This is a genomic window from Nocardia sp. NPDC003693, assembly GCF_053981095.1.
Genome location: NZ_JBSFNO010000019.1, coordinates 60565 through 78460, shown reverse-complemented (window position 1 = coordinate 78460; position 17896 = coordinate 60565). Strand labels below are relative to the sequence as shown.

Here is a 17896-nt window from a genome sequence, read left to right as displayed (position 1 = left end):
CAGACGCCCTCCACCGTAACCCGGAGCGGCGCGCCGCAGGGGAGTAAGACTCCGCCGGAGCAGAACCAACCGCACTGTCAGGATTTGGAAACCTGCCGTTTATCAACGGGTGCCAGACTTCGCACACCCATACCCGCCGAATCTGTCGTAGGGTGCGGGCGTCGTTCCAGCTGATCAGAAGTTGAACGCCGCTGCGAGCACGCGGCAGCGGTGCGGAAGAAGTAGGCCCAGCAGGTGTTTTCTCGCTCGTCCATGCGCGCCGCGGCGGCGCTGATTGCCGCAGGCATTCTCACCGTTCTCCTGCCGTCGGCCCTGTGTACCGCCGCCCCGGAACCGAGTGAGCCGGACGCGCCACCCGCCGCGGTCGCCCCACCCGGCGCCGTCGTCGCGCCCAACGGGTCGTACGTCGTGCGGTCGCGGACCGAGCAGGACCGGCACCTGGTGTTCACCGTGTACTCGGTCGCCATGGACACCGAACTCACCGTCGAGGTGCAGCGCCCGGCCGACACCACCGTGCCGCGCCCGATCCTGTACCTGCTCAACGGCGGCAGCGGCGGCATCGGCATCGGCACCTGGGATCACCAGACGCGCGCGGAGGAGTTCCTGGCGGACAAGAGCATCAACGTGGTGCAGCCGATCGGCGGCGCCGGGTCGTACTACACCGACTGGCGCTCACCCGATCCGCGCCTGGGCGTGGTCAAGTGGAAGACCTACCTGACCGAGGAACTGCCGCCGCTCATGAACGCGGCCCTGGGCTCGAACGGTGTGAACGCCATCGCGGGCGTGTCGATGTCCGGCACCTCGGTGCTGCAACTGCCGATCGCCAAGCCCGGCCTCTACAGCGCGGTGGCCGCCTACAGCGGCTGCGCCCGGATCTCCGATCCCATCGGGCAGGCGTTCGTGCGGCTCACCGTCGGCTACAGCGGCAGCGACGCGGCGAACATGTACGGCGGTTCGGAGGATCCGCACTGGATCGCCAATGATCCGTACCTGAACGCGGAGGGGCTGCGCGGAATCGAGCTCTACCTGTCCAGCGGCAACGGCCTGCCCGGGCCGTACGACCGGGTCGGCGACCGCCGCATGGTCGGCACGGGCGTCGGCGCGCTGGCGAATCAGCTGCTGGTGGGCGGCATCATCGAGGCCGCCACCGACCAGTGCACCCGGAGCATGGGCGAGCGGCTGGACGAACTCGGTATCGCGGCCACCGTCGTGCTGCGGCCCTACGGCACCCATTCCTGGGGTTACTGGGACGACGAACTGGTCGCGTCCTGGCCGGTGCTCGCGCGCGGGCTCGGCGTCTAGCCGGACACGGCCCCGGCGCGTATCGCCGCCGGGGCCGGTCTCGGCTCTCAGGCCGGGTCGGTGGTGAACAGGTTGAGCTTGTAGGTGGTGACCGGGGGCGCCCAGCCGAAGAGCTTGGCCACGGCACGGTATTTGAACGGCCAGTCGCGGGCCACGGCCGGCTGCGGCTGGGCGAAAGTGCGCGAATCCTGCAGGCGCAGACCGTGCTGTTGCAGGGTGGCCGGATCGTCGCAGACCCACTGCATGCGCGCGGTGACCGCCTGGAAGACCGGATTGCGGTCCTGGCTCTTCATCATGAGCTGCCCGCCGGTATCGAAAGCCAGTGGAGTGGAAGGGAATCGGGTAGCGAGCTGGCGTAGCACCGCGTGCACGCGCTCGGCCGGGAAGTAGAGCAGCACGGCCTCGCTCAGCAGGAACAGCGGTCCGCCGCGCTCGGTGACCCGCTCGAACCAGTCGGTGTCGAACAGCGACCCGGCGATCATGGTGTAGCGGTCGCCGTCCTGGAAGAATCTGCGCCGCAAGGACATCGTGTCCTCGACGTCGAGGTCGAACCAGCGCAACCGGCCGTTGTCCAGCCGGTCGAATCGGGTCGAGAGACCACAGCCGAGGTCGACGACGGTGCCCTCGGGGTGCTCGCGCAGGAACCCGCGCACGTATTCGTCGAAGATGGAGGCGCGCAACACCGAGCCGGACAGCGAGGGGCCGCGGAAACCGGTGAAGTCGTAGTCGATGGCCTCGACGAGCTCGATCGCGCGCCGGTCGTTCAGGACGCTCGGCCGCCGCCGCGCGTCCTGTGCGCGGCCGTACAGCGGAATCAACAGTGTTTCTTGGATCGCACCCAGCGACACCTGTTCACCCATGATCGAAGACTAACTTAGGGTGACCTTACACGGCCAGGTGTTTATGGCCGGGGGATTCGATCCCGAATCGGGGGGTAGTGCCGGAACAGGGATGAATCGGAGCGTGCCGAATCGGCGCGCGAGGAGGTGTCATGACGCAGAGTTGGCAGCAGCGCATCGCGCGGACCCCGCGCAAACACGCCGGCGAGGGCATCGAGGACGGTGTCAACATCGTCGGAATCGTGCTGATCGGCCTGGGCATACTCGGCCTCGGCCTCACCCTGGTCGCCGGCGGTTACGGATTCGGGGGCTGGGCCGTGATCGCGGGCGTGGCCAGCGTCCTGCTCTTCCTGGCGGGCGGGGTCGTCCTCGCGCTGGAGTGGCGTCGTCAGCGCGCGCACCGCAGTGCGAACGAGCCTGTGCGACAGGGACATTGATGTACGCGCAGCCGGTGCGGTGGCCGCGGTCATCGCACCGGAGCGGACCCGCGGAACGGAATTCGACCCCGCGGGTGAGGCTCGGCGGAGAGGGAAGCACGTGGCGGGGACTCGGCGCACGCAGGCCGAGCGGCGGGCCGAAACGAGCCGATTGCTCATCGACGCGACCATTCTGACGATCGTCGAGGCCGGATACACGGGGGTCACCGTCAAGGAAGTCTGCCGGCGCGCGGGGGTGTCGCACGGCGGACTCTTCGGCCGTTTCGACACCCTCGCGGATCTGGTCGCCGCCACGGCCGAAGAGGTCGGCAGGCGGCGGATGGAGCAACTCGCCACCGGGATGGAGGAGTTGCCCGACTACGGCGACATCGGCGAGGTGCTCGCGCGGTGGCGCACGGTCGCACACGATCCGCTCAACGCCGTCTGGCTGGAACTGACCGTCGCCGCCCGGACGGATTCCGCACTGCGCGAACGACTTCGAGCGGTACGAGCGGCCTACTCGCCGCTACCCCGGACCAACGGCGCGACCATCCCGGCGCTGCGCGGGCTCACCCCCGAGCAGCTGTCCGCCCTGGATTCGCTGGTGAGCACGTTCTTCGACGGCGACGCCATCCACACCGCCTTGCGCCCGCTGTCCGACGCGGACGCGCCCCGGGTCGAACTGCTCGCCGCCGTGCTGCGGCACTACCTGGACGACCGGCGCGATCCCGCGTGATCGGTCGGGTCGTCGCCCGGTGTCCACGCGCACCGGCACGGCCCACCGTGCGGGGTTCGAACGGTTTACCGTGGGGAGATGACCGAAGTCCGACGCCGGGCACCCCGGCAGCGCCGGTCCCGCGAGACGGTGGAGATCGTGCTGGAAGCTGCCGCGCAGATGTCCTCGCGCGAGGGGCTGGCGGCGACGACCAACCGGATCGCGGAACGGGCCGGCGTCTCGATCGGCACGCTCTACCAATACTTTCCGGACAAGCACGCGCTGCTGCGCGCGCTCGCCGAACGCCACCTGCGCGACGGCGCGGCCCGGCTGGAGGTGGTGTTCGCCGAATTGCGCCGAACGGAACCGCCTTTCGAGCAGACCCTGCGGACGATCCTGGACACCGTCGTCGAACTGCACCGTGATCGGCCGGTCCTGCACGCGCTCATGCACCGCGTCGCCCCGCGCGACATGCTGGAACTGGCGGAGCTGCGCGCGTTCGAGGAACACCTCGCCGACGAGGTCGCCGACCACCTGACGCGCTGCGGCCGCGGCGGTCCCGACCCGGCGCTGACCGCCCGGACCGTGGTGCACGGCCTCGACACCCACCTGCACCGCGTCCTGATCCACCGTTCCGTGGACACCGACCAGCTGATGGACCTGGTGTACCGGCTACTCGGTGACCCGCCCCGGCGCCCCGGATCCGCCGAAACGAGCGCTCGGTGAACTGATTTCGATCGGACGGCTCGCAGCCGGAGAACTCGGTGCCCGACGCTCGACGTGAGCGGTCCGGCGAGGCGGGTGAGCCGTCATCGACCGGCAGTTCCGGTCAGTCGATGGTCCGTGTAGAACCCGAGGCGGGCGAGCGCACCGCCGCGAGGACCCCGCGCAGGGCATCGGCCAGCTGATCGATGCCGGGCTCCTCGACGGGGAAGTGGCCGCAGCCGTCGAGGAGTACGAGTTCGGTAGGCACGGTGAGCTTTTCGAGGAAGCGAGCGCTCAGTTCCGGCGGCGTCCAGCGATCCTCGGCGGGATGTACCAGGGTGACAGGGGTTTTCGCGAACAGCTCCGGTGCGGTGTGGCGGTATCGGAGGAAGCTCGACAGGAACCCCAGTGGCACCCGGACCCCGCCGCCGCGGGGATCGTGCGCGCACAGCCGTGTCAGGGCGGGGTCCAGGCTCATGTTGCGCATGTCGACCAGCCACCGGATCGGGACCCGCACCCCGCCCAGCACCGGTTCCACCGCGCCCAGCAGGGCGGGCGCGAACGGGCCGGTGAACGACCAGCGCGCGGCGGCCCGCCGGGCGGCCGGGTCCGCGGGATCGAGCAGGCAGGTCGCCACGACGTGCGCCACCACTCCGGTCCGGGCCGCCACCTCGTAGGCCAGCATGCCGCCCATGCTCGCCCCGAACACCACCAGCGGCCGCGGATCCGATGCCGCCTGCTCCCTGGCGAATTCGCACAGCAGCTCCACCCAGTCGCCGTACCGCACCGAGCGCGGGCGCGGCTCGACCGTGTCCCCGTACAGCGGCAGGTCGATGGCGAGCACCTCCGCGCCCGCCGGTCCCGCCTGCGCGGCCAGCGGCCAGAGCAGGCCCGCGTGCCCGCCCCCGCCGTGAATCGCCAGGACCCGCACGGGCGCGTGCGGGTCGACGGTCCGCGCCACGTGGACGCGGCGGCCCCGCCACTCCCACCAGGTGGACACCGGCTCGAGGAACGGGTCCGACACGAACCGCGCCGGAACGAATTTCAGGTATTCGCGATACTCCATGCCCTCAGCGTCGAGCCGATTCGGTCGGGTGACAACTCGCGTCCGCGTTCCGGTCGCCGATGCTCGAAAGCCACGCTGAGCTGCGTCGATGACAGCTCCACGCGCGGCCCCGAGCCGGTTGCTCATGTTTGCGCGGCCGAGTGGCGCGCCGGTGTGGTCAGCGGCGCCCGGCTCCACCCCGGACCGTGGTCATCGCCCACCCGGTTTACCCCGCCCGCACCCGCCCTGCCCGGTCCCCGCCGCCGAGCCGCGTGTACTTCGGACCGAGCCAACCGGTTTCCGGCGACCGCGTCGCCGTCCACGCTCAGCTGCCTGTGCTGATACCGCCGCTCTCGACCGCCAGCAGGTGGAACGCGGTCTTGCCCGCCAGCCCGAAGTTGTTGTCCGACACCAGGATCAGGGAGCGGGCACCGCCGCGCAGGGCGGGTCCCCAGGTCATGCCCTCGGCGCACTGCGGGTCTATGCCGTTGGCGGTGAAATCGAACAGCAGCTTCTTGCTCATCGCGCGGGCGGTGGCGGGCGCGACCGCCAGGCCGGTCACCGGATCCGCACCGGCGACCGAGGTTTCGTAGATGCGGGCGGTGAAGCCGGTACGCGGGTCGTAGCCGCGCTCCAGGGTCAGGAATCGGCCGGCATCGAGCGGGAGGATCTCCGCGACACCGGCGGCGGACGGTATCGCCCCGGGTGCGACCCGGTCGGTGGGATAGATGTACTCGGCGAGATCGGCGCCGGTGGCGACCTGGATCTGCACCAGCCGCGCCCGGCTCTCCAGCTCCGTGCCGGCGGCCGGACCGTCCTGCACGAGCGCGTTCTCGCTGACCGCGACCAGTGCGGTGTTGTCGAACGACGGTGCCATGGCCTCGAATCCGAGGTTGTCGCGGATACCCGCGACCGGCGCGCCCGCATCGTCCAGTTCCGGGGTGAAAGCGGCCGGGACGGGCAGGTCGCGCACGAAGGACCCGTCCATGGCCGCCTGCCGCAGGAAACCCGGGCGGCCGGTCTTGGCCTCGCCCTCGCTCGTGTAATAGAAGCCCTGTTGCGTCGGCAGCCAGCGAATCGACTCGGTGTCCGCCGCGCGCGGCGCGTACGGCCGGCCATCGTTGTCGCGCAACTGAATCAGGGTGTCGAAGCGTGGCTGACCCAGCATGCCGTCCGCGCCGATCGGCAGCTCGAGGGTGTAGGCCCGCACCGGCCCCTGCTCGCCGCGGTTGTCGCTGACGGCCAGATAGCTTCGCGCGGCGGGGCTGTAGTCGAGGCCGGACAGTCCGCCCACCGGGAACCCGCCGAAGCTCAGATCGTCGGGCAGCGTCACCGAGTTGACGTAGCGCACGCCGAGGCCGCCGAGGTCGGCCGCGGCGGGCGCGGGCTCGGCGACGGGAGCGATCGCGAGCCCGACGCCCGAGACGGCGGCGAGCAGAACGGTACCGGTGCGGGGGAACTTCATCGTTCGAGAGCCTTTGCGGAGAGGGGACTGTGCGCCGTCAGCGTGACCACAGCGGGCCCCGCCTGCCAGATCCCGTCCCGCTCAACGACTTCGCGCCGGGAAACGCCGGGGCGGCCCGTCGAGGCCGTGGCATGATGCCGCACCGCCCGGAGCCGGCCGCCGCGGTTCCGCCCGAACGCGCGAGGGTTGCTCGATAGTTACTGCGGCGCTGAGGAACTGCCTGGCAACCTTCTGAAACGCAAAATCCCGGCGTCGCCGGGGTGGGCGATTTGCCGGGATCTTGAAGTGCGCGAGGCGGGACTTGAACCCGCACGTCCGTGGACACCAGAACCTAAATCTGGCGCGTATGCCAATTTCGCCACTCGCGCTAACGGTACGACCGTCCAAACTCTACCGGGCCTCGCGAGGAACCAGAAGCACCGGGCGGGCGTGGCGTACTGGTCGGTAACCCTACCTGGGCTTATAACGATTTGGTAACCGCCAATGTGAGGGGCCCTCATATTTCCTTCACCGATGTAACCGGCCTCACCAGCGCCTTCAAACATGAGGGAGGGTCATGTTTCTGAATGTTCTGGTACGTCCGTCCCGAAATACCCGGGAGTACGCCGGAGGCCCGCGACCAAACATGAGGAGATCCTCATGATTTTGTGGAATCCTCGCCATCTACCAGGGCCAGTAGGCCGGAGGAACACCTGCGCACCGTGAGCGCGGCCCAGTCCTGTGGGGGCGGGCCGCCAGGAGAAGGAAGTCGAACGTCTTGACGATCAACGAGAGCACCGGAACCGGATCCAAGGCCAGGCTTGCGGGGAAGAGTCGGGAAAGCGGAGTCAGGTCGTCACTGCTCGATCGGTTGCTGGCGGGCGCCCCGTACGCGTTGGCCTTCGGTGGCCAGGGCGCCGCCTGGCTCACCGAACTGGAGGAGATCGGGCGCGATTCCGCGCTCGAGCCCGAGCTGACCGCGCTCGTCAACGAGGCGGCGCAGGCGCTCGAACCCGTTGCGGCGCAGCTGCTCGTGGTCCGCCCGGTCGGTTTCGACCCGATTGCCTGGATGCTCGAGGAAGAGCTCGCCGACCCGGACCAGGGGGAGGTGTCGGCGGCGCCCACAGCGCAGGTGCTGCGCTCGGCCGCGGTCTCCATGCCCGGTGTCTTCCTCACCCAGATCGCCGCCCTGCGCGCGCTGCGCCTGCAGGGCCTGGACATCGTCGCCCAGCCGCCGGCCGCGGTCATCGGCCACTCCCAGGGCCGCATCGCCGCCACCGCCGCCGAGGCGCACGGCCGTCGCGATGCCGAACTGCTCGCCATCGCCCAGCTGATCGGCGCCGCCGCGGGTCTGGTCGCCCGCCGCCGCGGCCTCATGCCCATCGGTGAGCGTTCCCCGATGGTCGCGGTCTCCAACGTCGATCCCGAACAGCTGCAGGCCGTCGTCGACGAGCTCGCGCTCGGCGTGGACGAGTCCAAGGCCGCCGTGCTGTCCATCCGCAACGGCCGCCGCCGCGCGGTGCTCAGTGGCCCGGTCGCCCAACTCGACCGAGTCCGTCAGCGCTGCACCGAAATTCACGACGAGCAGGCCGCCGAGCGCGAGGGCAAGAAGCGCGGCGGCGCGGTCTTCGCCCCCGTCTTCGAGGACATCCCGGTCGAGGCCGCGTTCCACCATCCCGCCCTCGGCGAGACCGTGGACGTCGTGCGCGGCTGGGCCGAGCAGTGCGGCCTCGACGCCGAACTGGCCGCCGCTCTCACCCAGGAGGTCCTGGTCGACCCGATCGACTGGGTCACCATCGTCGACACCACCGTCGCCGACGGCGCGCAGTGGATCCTGGACCTGGGCCCCGGCGACCTGCTGACCCGCCTCACCGCGGGCTCGCTCAAGGGCACCGGCGTCGGCGTGGTCGCCGCCTCCACCCGCCCGGGCCAGCGCAGCCTGTTCACCCCCGGCGCGGCCCCCGAGGTCGCCCCCGCCTGGTCCGAGTTCGCGCCCAAGCCGGTGCGCCTGCCCAACGGCCGCGTCGTGGTCGAGACCGCCTTCACCCGCCTCACCGGCCGCTCGCCCATCCTGCTCGCGGGCATGACCCCGACCACGGTGGACGCCAAAATCGTTGCGGCCGCGGCCAACGCGGGCCACTGGGCCGAGCTCGCCGGCGGCGGTCAGGTCACCGAGCAGATCTTCGCCGACCGCGTCACCGAACTGAAGCAGCTGCTGCACCCGGGCCGCTCGGTGCAGTTCAACTCGCTGTTCCTGGACCCGTACCTGTGGAAGCTGCAGCTCGGCGGCAAGCGCCTGGTGCAGAAGTCCCGGGCCGCGGGCGCGCCGTTCGACGGCGTCATCGTCACCGCCGGCATTCCCGAGCTGGACGAGGCCGTCGCCCTCATCGAGGAGCTCAGCGAGGTCGGCATCACCCATGTCGCCTTCAAGCCCGGCACCGTCGCCCAGATCCGCGCCGTGCTCCGAATCGCGGACGCCGCACCGGATTACGCGGTCATCATGCACATCGAGGGTGGTAAGGCCGGTGGCCACCACTCCTGGGAAGACCTCGACGACCTGCTCATCGACACCTACGCCGAACTGCGCAGCCGCGCCAACGTGATCGTCTGCGTCGGCGGCGGCATCGGCACCCCCGAGCGCGCCACCGAGTACCTCACCGGCGCCTGGTCCAAGAGCTACGGCTACCCGGTCATGCCGCTGGACGGCGTGCTGATCGGCACCGCCGCCATGGCGACCCTCGAGGCCACCACCGCCCCCGAGGTCAAGCAGCTGCTCGTCGACACCCCCGGCACCCCGGACTGGGTCGGCGCGGGCACCGCCGCGGGCGGAATGGCTTCGGGCCGCAGCCAATTGGGCGCGGACATCCACGAGATCGACAACTCCGCCTCGCGCACCGGCCGCCTGCTCGACGAGGTCGCCGGCGACGCCGAGGCCGTGGCCGCCCGCCGTGAGGAGATCATCACCGCGCTCAACGGCACCGCCAAGCCGTACTTCGGCGACGTCGGCACCATGACCTACACCGAATGGCTCGAGCGCTACGTCGAGCTCGCGGTCGGCCTGGACCGGCGCAGGGACTTCGACTGCGGCGGCGACTTCGGCGATGCCATCAGCGACGCCACCGCCTCGGTCTGGCTCGACATCACCTGGCGCGCCCGCTTCGCGGACATGATGCGCCGCACCGAATCCCGGCTCAACCCGGCCGATCGCGGCGAGATCGCGACCCTGTTCGCCGACGACTCCGCCTTCGAGGAGCCGGTGCGCGCGCTGTGCACCCTCAAGGAGGCGTACCCGGCCGTCGCGACCACCGTGCTGCACCCGGCGGACGTCCCGTTCTTCGTCTCGCTCTGCAAGACCCCCGGCAAGCCGGTCAACTTCGTGCCCGTCGTGGACGGCGACGTGCGCCGCTGGTGGCGCTCGGATTCGCTGTGGCAGGCCCATGATCCGCGCTACTCCGCCGATCAGGTGTGCGTCATCCCCGGCACCGTTGCCGTCGCCGGCATCACCCGCGTGGACGAGCCGGTCGGCGAACTGCTCGACCGTTTCGAACAGGACACCGCGTACTCCCTGGTTCGCGCGGGCGTCGTCCCGGCCGCGGTCGACGGCCGCCGCCGCGCCGATGTCACCGCGGGCGCGATCGACATCGTGCTGGCCGCCCCGGACGTGCAGTGGTCCGGCCGCACGACCGTCAACCCGATCCACCGCCTCGGCGACCTGAACGACTGGGTCACCACCGAACAGGGCGCGCACCACGCGTCCACCGGCGCCACCCTGACCCCGGTCACCGGACCCGAATCCGACCACTCCTACGTCGAATTGGCGGTGCCGCTGCTCGGCCGCGACGCCGTCCGGATCCGCATCACCGTGCCGGTCACCGTCTACAACGGCGGCGCGCCGGTCATCACCGAGGCCGACGCCGACGTGGCCATGTCGGCGCTGCTGGCCGTGGCCGCCGGGCAGTCGCTGCCCGAGGTCAAGACCGTCGACGGAGCGAAGGTCGCGCACCTGAACGTGGCCTGGAGCCCGGACCTGATCGCCGATCACGCCGGCGTCACCGGCTCCGGCCTGCCCGACGGGCTGAGCACCCTCGGCCGCACCGTGCCCGACGTGCTGGTCGGCGCGTGCTGGCCCGCCGTCTTCGCGGTGCTCGGCGCCACCCGCACCGCCGACGACCGCAGCGTCATCGAGGGCATGCTCGACCTGGTGCACCTGGATCACCGGATCCAGCTCAACGGCGAACTGCCTTCCGCGGCAAGCGTTCTCGCCGTCAAGGCCGAAGCCGCCGAAACCATCGACACCGACATGGGCCGGGTCGTGGAGGTGCGCGTGCGCATCTCCGGCATGCTCGACAAGCCCGAGACCGGCATGTCGATGCCGATCGTCGCCACCCTCACCGAGCGCTTCGCCATCCGCGGCCGCACCGGCGCCGGCGAACTCGCCGATCCGCCGCGCGCCGCCGGCGTGCTCTCGGAGCAGGCGAAGGACACCCCGCGCCGCCGCCGGCGCGACGTCACCCTGGTCGCCCCGCGCGCCATGGCCGCCTTTGCACAGGTCTCCGGCGACTTCAACCCCATCCACACCAGCGACTCCGCCGCCAAGCTGGCCGGTCTGGGCAGCCCGATCGTGCACGGCATGTGGCTCTCGGCCGCCGCCCAGCACGCGGTCTCGGCCGTCGACCTCGCGGACAAGGTGCCCCCGCGCACGCTGACCGCGTGGACCACGCGCTTCCTGGGCATGGTCCGGCTCGGCGCGCAGATCGACGTGCGCGTGGAACGCGTCGCCGTGGATCAGGGCGCGGAGGTCATCGAGGTCTCCTGCCGCATCGAGGGCGATCTGGTCATGACCGCCACCGGTCGCGTCGCCCCGCCCAAGACCGTCTACGCCTTCCCGGGCCAGGGCATTCAGACCAAGGGGATGGGTCTGGACGCGCGCACCCGCTGCAAGGCCGCCAAGGCGGTCTGGGACGACGCCGACAAGCACACCCGCGAGGCCCTCGGCTTCTCGATTCTCGCCGTCGTGCGCGACAACCCGACCTACCTCAAGGCGCGGGGCGTGGAGTACCGGCACCCGCAGGGCGTGCTGCACCTGACCCAGTTCACCCAGGTCGCCATGGCGACCCTCGGTGTCGCGCAGGTCGCCGAACTCCGCGAGGCGGGCGTCTTCATCGAGGGCGCCATGCTGGCCGGTCACTCGGTCGGCGAGTACAACGCGCTCTCGGCCGTCGCCGGGGTGCTGCCGCTGCACGCGGTGCTCGAGGTGGTGTTCCAGCGCGGTTCGGCCATGCACGAGCTGGTCCCGCGTAATGCCCAGGGCCTGAGCGACTATCGGATGGCCGCCATCCGGCCCTCGCAGATCGGCGTCGCCGACCACGAGGTCGTCGACTTCATCAACGGCATCGGCGAAGCCTCCGGCGAGTTCCTCGAGGTGGTGAACCTCAACCTGCGCGGCGCCCAGTACGCCATCGCGGGCACGGTCGCCGGCCTCGACGCCCTCGAGGCCGAGATCGAACGCCTGCGCGCCATCACCGGCGGCAAGCGCGCCTACATCCTGATCCCGGGCATCGACGTGCCCTTCCACTCCACCGTGCTGCGCGCGGGCGTCCCGGACTTCCGCACCAAGCTGCAGGGCCTGCTGCCCGAGGACCTGCACCCGGAGGTACTGGTCGGCCGCTACATCCCGAACCTGGTGCCGCGCCCGTTCAGCCTCGAGCGCGAATTCATCCAGGAGATCGCGGATCTGGTGCCCTCCGAGCCGCTCGCCGAGGTGCTCGCCGCGTGGGACGACTGGGCCGCCAAGCCCGTCGAACTGTGCCGCGTGGTGCTCGTGGAGCTGCTGGCCTGGCAGTTCGCCAGCCCCGTGCGCTGGATCGAGACCCAGGATCTGCTCTTCACCGACGTCGAGCACGGCGGTCTGGGCGTCGAGCGGTTCGTCGAGGTCGGCCTGGCCGCCACCCCGACCACCGCCAACCTGGCCTCCAACACCCTGAAGCTGCCGGGCTTCTCGAACACCGTGGTCGAGGTGCTCAACATCGAGCGCGAGTCCGGCATCGTCTACGCCACCGACACCGATCCCGCGCCGGTCGACGAGCCGGAGGAGACGCCCGCCGAGACCGCTTCCACCGCAAGCGCTCCCGTCGCCGCCGCGCCGGCCGCCGCCCCGGTGTCCTCCGGTGGCCCGCGTCCGGACGACATCGCCTTCGGCGCCGCCGACGCCACCCGCGTGCTCATCGCGCTGTGGACCAAGCTGCGCATGGACCAGATCGGTCCGGTGGACACCATCGAGGGCCTGTGCGACGGCGTCTCCTCGCGGCGCAACCAGCTCCTGGTCGACCTCGGCGCGGAACTCTCGCTCGGCGCCATCGACGGTGCGGCCGACGCCGACATGGGCGCGCTGTCCGCCACCGTCGAGCGCCTGGCCCGCACCTACAAGCCGTTCGGCTCGGTGCTGACCGACGCCATCGGCGATCACCTGCGCAAGGTCTTCGGCCCCTCCGGCAAGCGGCCCGCCGCCATCGGCGAGCGCGTCAAGAAGGTCTGGGATCTGGGTGACGGCTGGGTCAGCCACGTCACCGCCGAGGTCTCGCTCGGCACCCGCGAGGGCGCCAGCGTGCGCGGCGGGGACATGGGCGGGCTCGTCACCGGCGGGCTCAACGACGGCGCGTCCGTCGACGCGGCCATCGACGCCGCCGTGCAGGCCGTCGCCGCGCGCCGCGGGATCGCGGTATCCATGCCGTCCGCCGGTGGCGGCGGGGGCGCGACGGTCGACGCCGCCGCCCTGGGTGAATTCACCGAGCAGATCACCGGCAACACCGGTGTGCTCGCCACCACCGCCCGGGTCATCCTGGAGCAGCTCGGCCTGGCCGAGCAGATCTCCGCGCCCGAAGCCTCCGACGACACCCTCGTCGATCTGGTCTCGGCCGAATTGGGCACGGACTGGCCGCGTCTGGTGGCCCCCGCGTTCGACGCCAAGAAGGCGCTGCTCATCGACGATCGCTGGGCCAGCGCCCGCGAGGATCTGGCCCGGCTGTGGCTGGGCGTGGACGCCGACGCCGCCGACCTCGACGTCGAGGGCTACCTCGGCGCCGGCTCCGCCGTTGCCGCCCAGGCGAACTGGTGGCGCGAGCGCGCCAAGAGCGAGGCCCGCTCGGTGCTGGCCGGGGTCTACGGCCGGATCGCCGAGGCCGCCGTCACCGTCGAAGAGCCGGGCGTGTGGTCCTCCGACATCGCCGTGATCACCGGCGCCAGCAAGGGTTCCATCGCCGCGGCCGCGGCCGGGCGCCTGCTGGCCGGCGGCGCGACGGTCATCGCCACCACCTCCTCGCTCAACGACGATCGGATCGGCTTCTACAAGAAGCTGTACCGCGAGCACGCCCGCAACGGCGCGACCCTGTGGGTCGTGCCCGCGAACATGGCCTCCTACAGCGATGTCGACGCGCTCGTCGAGTGGATCGGCAACGAGCAGGTCGACAACGCCGGTGGCGCCAAGGTGCTGGTCAAGGAAGCGATGATCCCGTCGCTGCTGCTGCCCTTCGCCGCGCCCCGCGTCGCCGGTGACCTGGCCGACGCCGGCGCCCGCGCCGAAATGGAGATGCGGGTCCTGCTCTGGTCGGTCGAGCGCCTCATCGGCGGGCTGTCCAAGGTCGGCGCGGACCACAACGTGGACGCGAAACTGCATGTGGTGCTTCCGGGTTCGCCCAACCGCGGCATGTTCGGCGGTGACGGCGCGTACGGCGAGTCCAAGGCCGCGCTCGACGCCGTGGTCGCCAAGTGGCGCGCGGAGAAGTCCTGGGCCGAGCGCGTCACCCTGGTGCACGCGCTGATCGGCTGGGTGCGCGGCACCGGCCTCATGGGCGGCAACGACCCGCTGGTCGAGGCCGTGGAGAAGGCCGGCGTGCACACCTGGTCCACCGCCGAGATGGCCGACGAGCTGCTCAAGTGGTGCACCTCGCGGGCCCGCATCGTCACCGCGACCGGACCGCAGCAGATCGACCTCACCGGTGGTCTGGCGCGCGCCAAGCTGGACCTGCCCGCCCTGGCCAAGGAAGCCCGCGAGCAGGCCGAAGCCGTCGACGCGGACGCCGAAGAGGATGCCGCCGCGACCATTTCGGCCCTGCCCGCCCCGCCGACCCTGAGCTCGAAGCTGCCCGTCCCCGAATGGGGCACGGTCACCGCCGACCTCGACGACATGGTCGTCATCGTCGGCGCGGGCGAGCTCGGACCCTACGGTTCGGCGCGCACCCGCTTCGAAATGGAGGTCTCGGACCAGCTCTCGGCCGCGGGCGTGCTCGAACTGGCCTGGACCACCGGTCTGGTCACCTGGGAGAACGATCCCAAGCCGGGCTGGTACGACGCCGAATCCGGTGACTACGTCGCCGAATCCGAGCTGGCCGAGAAGTACCACGACACCGTGGTCGAGCGCTGCGGCGTGCGCCGCTACGGCGACGACGGCGCCATGATCGACAACACGGTGCCGCTGCTCACCTCGATCTTCCTCGACAAGGACCTGACCTTCGTCGTGAACAGCGAGGCCGAGGCGCGGGCGTTCCACGCCTCCAGCCCCGAGCAGACCGTCATCACCCCCGTCGAGGGGTCGGGCGACTGGCAGGTGACCCGCAAGGCGGGCACCGAGATTCGCGTCCCGCGCAAGACCAAGCTCTCGCGCTTCGTCGGCGGCCAGATCCCCACCGGCTGGGATCCGACCCGCTTCGGCATCTCCGCCGACATGGCGGCCTCGGTCGACCGGGTCGCGCTGTGGAACATCGTCTGCACCGTGGACGCGTTCCTCGGCTCCGGCTTCAGCCCGGCCGAGCTCATGAGCTGGGTGCACCCGGCCATGGTCGCCAACACCCAGGGCACCGGCATGGGCGGCATGTCCTCGATGCGCTCGCTGTACATCGACAACCTGCTCGGTGAGCCGCGCGCCAACGACATCCTGCAGGAGGCGCTGCCGAACGTCGCTCTCGCACACGTGGTGCAGAGCTACGTCGGGTCCTACGGCGGCATGATCCACCCGGTCGCGGCCTGCGCCACGGCGGCGGTCTCGGTCGAGGAGGGCGCGGACAAGATCCGGCTCGGCAAGGCCGATCTGGTCGTGGCCGGCGGCTACGACGACCTCGGCATCGAGGGCATCGTGGGCTTCGGCGACATGTCCGCCACCGCGGACTCGGCCGTCATGTCCGCCAAGGGCATCAGCGACCGCTACTTCTCCCGGGCCAACGATCGCCGTCGCGGCGGCTTCGTCGAATCCCAGGGCGGCGGAACGGTATTGCTCGCCCGCGGCAGCGTCGCGCTGGAGATGGGCCTGCCGGTGCTCGGCGTCGTGGCCTACGCCCAGTCCTTCGCCGACGGCGTGCACACCTCCATCCCGGCGCCCGGCCTGGGCGCGCTGGGCGCGGGCCGCGGCGGCCCGGAGTCCAAGCTGGCCAAGGAACTCGGCAAGCTGGGCGTGTCGCCGGACGAGATCGCGGTGATCTCCAAGCACGACACCTCCACCGCCGCCAACGATCCCAACGAGTCCGAGCTGCACGAGCGGCTCGCGACGGCCATAGGCCGCTCGGAAGGCGCTCCGCTGTTCGTGATTTCGCAGAAGACCCTCACCGGTCACGCGAAGGGCGGCGCGGCGGCGTTCCAGATGATCGGCCTGTGCCAGGTGCTGGAACAGGGCGTCATCCCGCCCAACCGCAGCCTGGACTGCGTGGACGAGAAGATGCGCGCCTACCCGCACCTGGTGTGGGTGCGTGAGGCCCTGGACCTGGGAGATCGCTTCCCGCTCAAGGCCGGTCTGGTCACCTCGCTCGGCTTCGGACACGTCTCGGGCCTGGTGGCGATCGTGCACCCGCAGGCGTTCGTGGCCGCCATCGACCCGGACAAGCGCGAGGAGTACCAGCGCCGCGCCCAGGAGCGTCAGCTCGCCGGCCGCCAGCGGATCACCGAGGCCATGTGCGGCGGCGCCCCGCTGTACGAGCGTCCCGCCGACCGCCGCCTCGGCGGCGACGGCACCCCGGCCAAGCAGTCGCGCCAGCTCGAGGCCGATCTGCTGCTCTCGCCCCAGGCCCGTTTGGGCAGCGACGCAACCTATGTCGCCGTCCCGCCCGGCCCGGCCTGCCGGTAACCCCCGGCCCGCCCCGCCGGTAGCGGCGGGGCCGAGTGGGACGCGGCACAACTGAACCCACGACCAGCGGAGCCTACGGAACCGTAGGCTCCGCTGGTATGTTGCGCCCATTGGATCGCACAAGAAGGAATCGAGGAGTCCCCACAAGTGACAATCCTTGGTATCGGGCTGGATTTGGTCTGCATCTCCGAATTCGCCGAACAACTGGAACGCACCGGAACCACCATGATCCGGGAGAGTTTCACCGCTGGAGAACGGCGCTACTGCCAAAGCAAGGGCACCGATCCCGCACGCAGCTACGCCGCCCGCTGGGCCGCCAAGGAAGCGGTGATCAAGGCTTGGGCCTCATCGCGTTTCGCGCGCAGCCCGCAGATCGGTGACAACCCGTACCCGCTCATCGAGGTCGTCAACGACGCCTGGGGGCGGCCGAGTATCAAGCTGCACGGGCTCGCGGCGGAATTCCTGCCGCGGGTGCGGGTGCATCTGTCGCTGACCCACGACGGGGACACCGCTGCCGCCATGGTGGTGCTGGAGGATCCGGGCGAGCTAGCGGACCTGCTGCAGAACTGAGAGCTATCGTGCGCCGGCCGGGGCCGCTCGGCTTCAGTTGGCCTCGGGTTCGAGCGAGTTGCGTTGCCCGCCCGTGCGCGATTCCTTCTCCGCGATAAGCAGATACGCGACCATGAGTCGCTTGAGTTCGGCCACGGCGTCCTCGTGCGCCAGGCCGTCCTGCACCGAGAAATTCAGCATCGAATAGACGACGTGCACCAGCACCTGCGCCATCATGGAGCGGCGCCCCCGCGGCGTGCGCGGCATGAGCTGGCGCAGCATCAGCGCGACGGCCTCGGCGAACTCCCGCTCGTGAATCGCGCCCGTGGCGCGCGTGGAGGGCGTGGACTGCATCGCGAGCCAGACCTCACGGCGCGACGGGTCCGTCATCCACAGGTCGGCCAGGTGATCGACCAGCGCGTTCATGTGCCGCAGCCAGTCCATGGACGGAATCTCGCCGTGGAAGTCGGCCAGCTCCTGTGAAACAGCCACCAGGTCTTGGCGATTGAGTTCGCAGACGATGACGTATTTGTTGGCGAAGAACTGGTAGAGGGTGCCGATCGGTACCTCCGCGCGGGCGGCGACCTCCTCGCAGGTGAACGATTCGAAGCCGACCTCGACCAGCAATTCGCGCGAGGACTGCAGCAGCGCGTCGAACTTTCGTTTACTTCGTTCCTGCGTCGGGCGGCGACGCGGCATGAGTTCCTGCGGGTCGTCCTGCAACTCCAACGCAGGGTCCGGTCGCCGTGTCGACCTGGTTCCCGTGCGCGCAT

10 protein-coding genes and 1 tRNA gene are annotated in these 17896 nt (G+C 70.6%); 6 read left to right on the top strand and 5 right to left on the bottom strand.

Annotation, left to right across the window (positions count from 1 at the left end; translation table 11 throughout):
- Positions 1-252 precede the first annotated feature (252 nt).
- Positions 253-1302, top strand: coding sequence for an alpha/beta hydrolase (locus tag ACWDOP_RS21540; RefSeq protein WP_456346548.1), 1050 nt, complete (start codon positions 253-255; stop codon positions 1300-1302).
- A gap of 47 nt (positions 1303-1349) precedes the next feature.
- Here ACWDOP_RS21540 and ACWDOP_RS21535 read toward each other — a convergent pair whose 3' ends face one another.
- A complete protein-coding gene (locus ACWDOP_RS21535; protein ID WP_456346493.1) occupies positions 1350-2162 on the bottom strand; it encodes a class I SAM-dependent methyltransferase in 813 nt (270 codons plus the stop codon).
- A 131-nt stretch (positions 2163-2293) separates the two neighbouring features.
- Between ACWDOP_RS21535 and ACWDOP_RS21530 the strand changes: the two genes are divergently transcribed.
- The 3 genes from ACWDOP_RS21530 to ACWDOP_RS21520 all read left to right on the top strand — a co-directional run bounded on the left by ACWDOP_RS21530 (position 2294) and on the right by ACWDOP_RS21520 (position 3998).
- Positions 2294-2578: a hypothetical protein gene (locus ACWDOP_RS21530; protein WP_454207359.1), complete on the top strand. Its 285-nt coding sequence runs from the start codon at positions 2294-2296 to the stop codon at positions 2576-2578.
- Positions 2579-2678: 100 nt separating this feature from the next.
- The gene (locus tag ACWDOP_RS21525) at positions 2679-3293 is read left to right on the top strand and encodes a TetR/AcrR family transcriptional regulator (RefSeq protein WP_456346492.1); all 615 of its coding nucleotides are present in this window, start codon (positions 2679-2681) and stop codon (positions 3291-3293) included.
- 78 nt (positions 3294-3371) lie between these two features.
- On the top strand, positions 3372-3998 hold the full coding sequence (locus tag ACWDOP_RS21520) for a TetR/AcrR family transcriptional regulator (protein WP_456346491.1): 627 nt from the start codon (positions 3372-3374) through the stop codon (positions 3996-3998).
- Positions 3999-4101: 103 nt separating this feature from the next.
- Here ACWDOP_RS21520 and ACWDOP_RS21515 read toward each other — a convergent pair whose 3' ends face one another.
- From ACWDOP_RS21515 to ACWDOP_RS21505, 3 genes are all read right to left on the bottom strand, one after another.
- Entirely contained in the window at positions 4102-5043 is a 942-nt protein-coding gene (locus tag ACWDOP_RS21515) for an alpha/beta hydrolase (RefSeq protein WP_456346490.1), read from the bottom strand.
- 304 nt (positions 5044-5347) lie between these two features.
- Complete coding sequence (locus ACWDOP_RS21510; RefSeq protein ID WP_456346489.1) at positions 5348-6487, bottom strand: esterase-like activity of phytase family protein; 1140 nt, start codon at positions 6485-6487, stop codon at positions 5348-5350.
- 286 nt (positions 6488-6773) lie between these two features.
- Positions 6774-6855, bottom strand: a tRNA-Leu gene (locus ACWDOP_RS21505).
- A gap of 389 nt (positions 6856-7244) precedes the next feature.
- On the opposite strand from ACWDOP_RS21505, the gene ACWDOP_RS21500 reads away from it, so the two are divergent.
- Both ACWDOP_RS21500 and acpS read left to right on the top strand, forming a co-directional pair.
- The gene (locus tag ACWDOP_RS21500) at positions 7245-16574 is read left to right on the top strand and encodes a fatty acid synthase subunit beta domain-containing protein (protein ID WP_456346488.1); all 9330 of its coding nucleotides are present in this window, start codon (positions 7245-7247) and stop codon (positions 16572-16574) included.
- A 147-nt stretch (positions 16575-16721) separates the two neighbouring features.
- A complete protein-coding gene (acpS, locus tag ACWDOP_RS21495) occupies positions 16722-17144 on the top strand; it encodes a holo-ACP synthase AcpS (RefSeq protein ID WP_454207373.1) in 423 nt (140 codons plus the stop codon).
- A 33-nt stretch (positions 17145-17177) separates the two neighbouring features.
- On the opposite strand, the gene ACWDOP_RS21490 is transcribed toward acpS, so the two are convergent.
- Positions 17178-17822, bottom strand: a complete 645-nt coding sequence (locus ACWDOP_RS21490) for a TetR family transcriptional regulator (protein ID WP_456346547.1) — start codon at positions 17820-17822, stop codon at positions 17178-17180.
- Positions 17823-17896: the final 74 nt, after the last annotated feature.

Coding starts and splice junctions, on each gene's coding strand:
- ACWDOP_RS21540 (WP_456346548.1), top strand. CDS start 253: ATGCGCGCCGCGGCGGCGCTGATTGCCGCAGGCATTCTCACCGTTCTC.
- ACWDOP_RS21535 (WP_456346493.1), bottom strand. CDS start 2,162: ATGGGTGAACAGGTGTCGCTGGGTGCGATCCAAGAAACACTGTTGATT.
- ACWDOP_RS21530 (WP_454207359.1), top strand. CDS start 2,294: ATGACGCAGAGTTGGCAGCAGCGCATCGCGCGGACCCCGCGCAAACAC.
- ACWDOP_RS21520 (WP_456346491.1), top strand. CDS start 3,372: ATGACCGAAGTCCGACGCCGGGCACCCCGGCAGCGCCGGTCCCGCGAG.
- ACWDOP_RS21515 (WP_456346490.1), bottom strand. CDS start 5,043: ATGGAGTATCGCGAATACCTGAAATTCGTTCCGGCGCGGTTCGTGTCG.
- ACWDOP_RS21510 (WP_456346489.1), bottom strand. CDS start 6,487: ATGAAGTTCCCCCGCACCGGTACCGTTCTGCTCGCCGCCGTCTCGGGC.
- ACWDOP_RS21490 (WP_456346547.1), bottom strand. CDS start 17,822: ATGCCGCGTCGCCGCCCGACGCAGGAACGAAGTAAACGAAAGTTCGAC.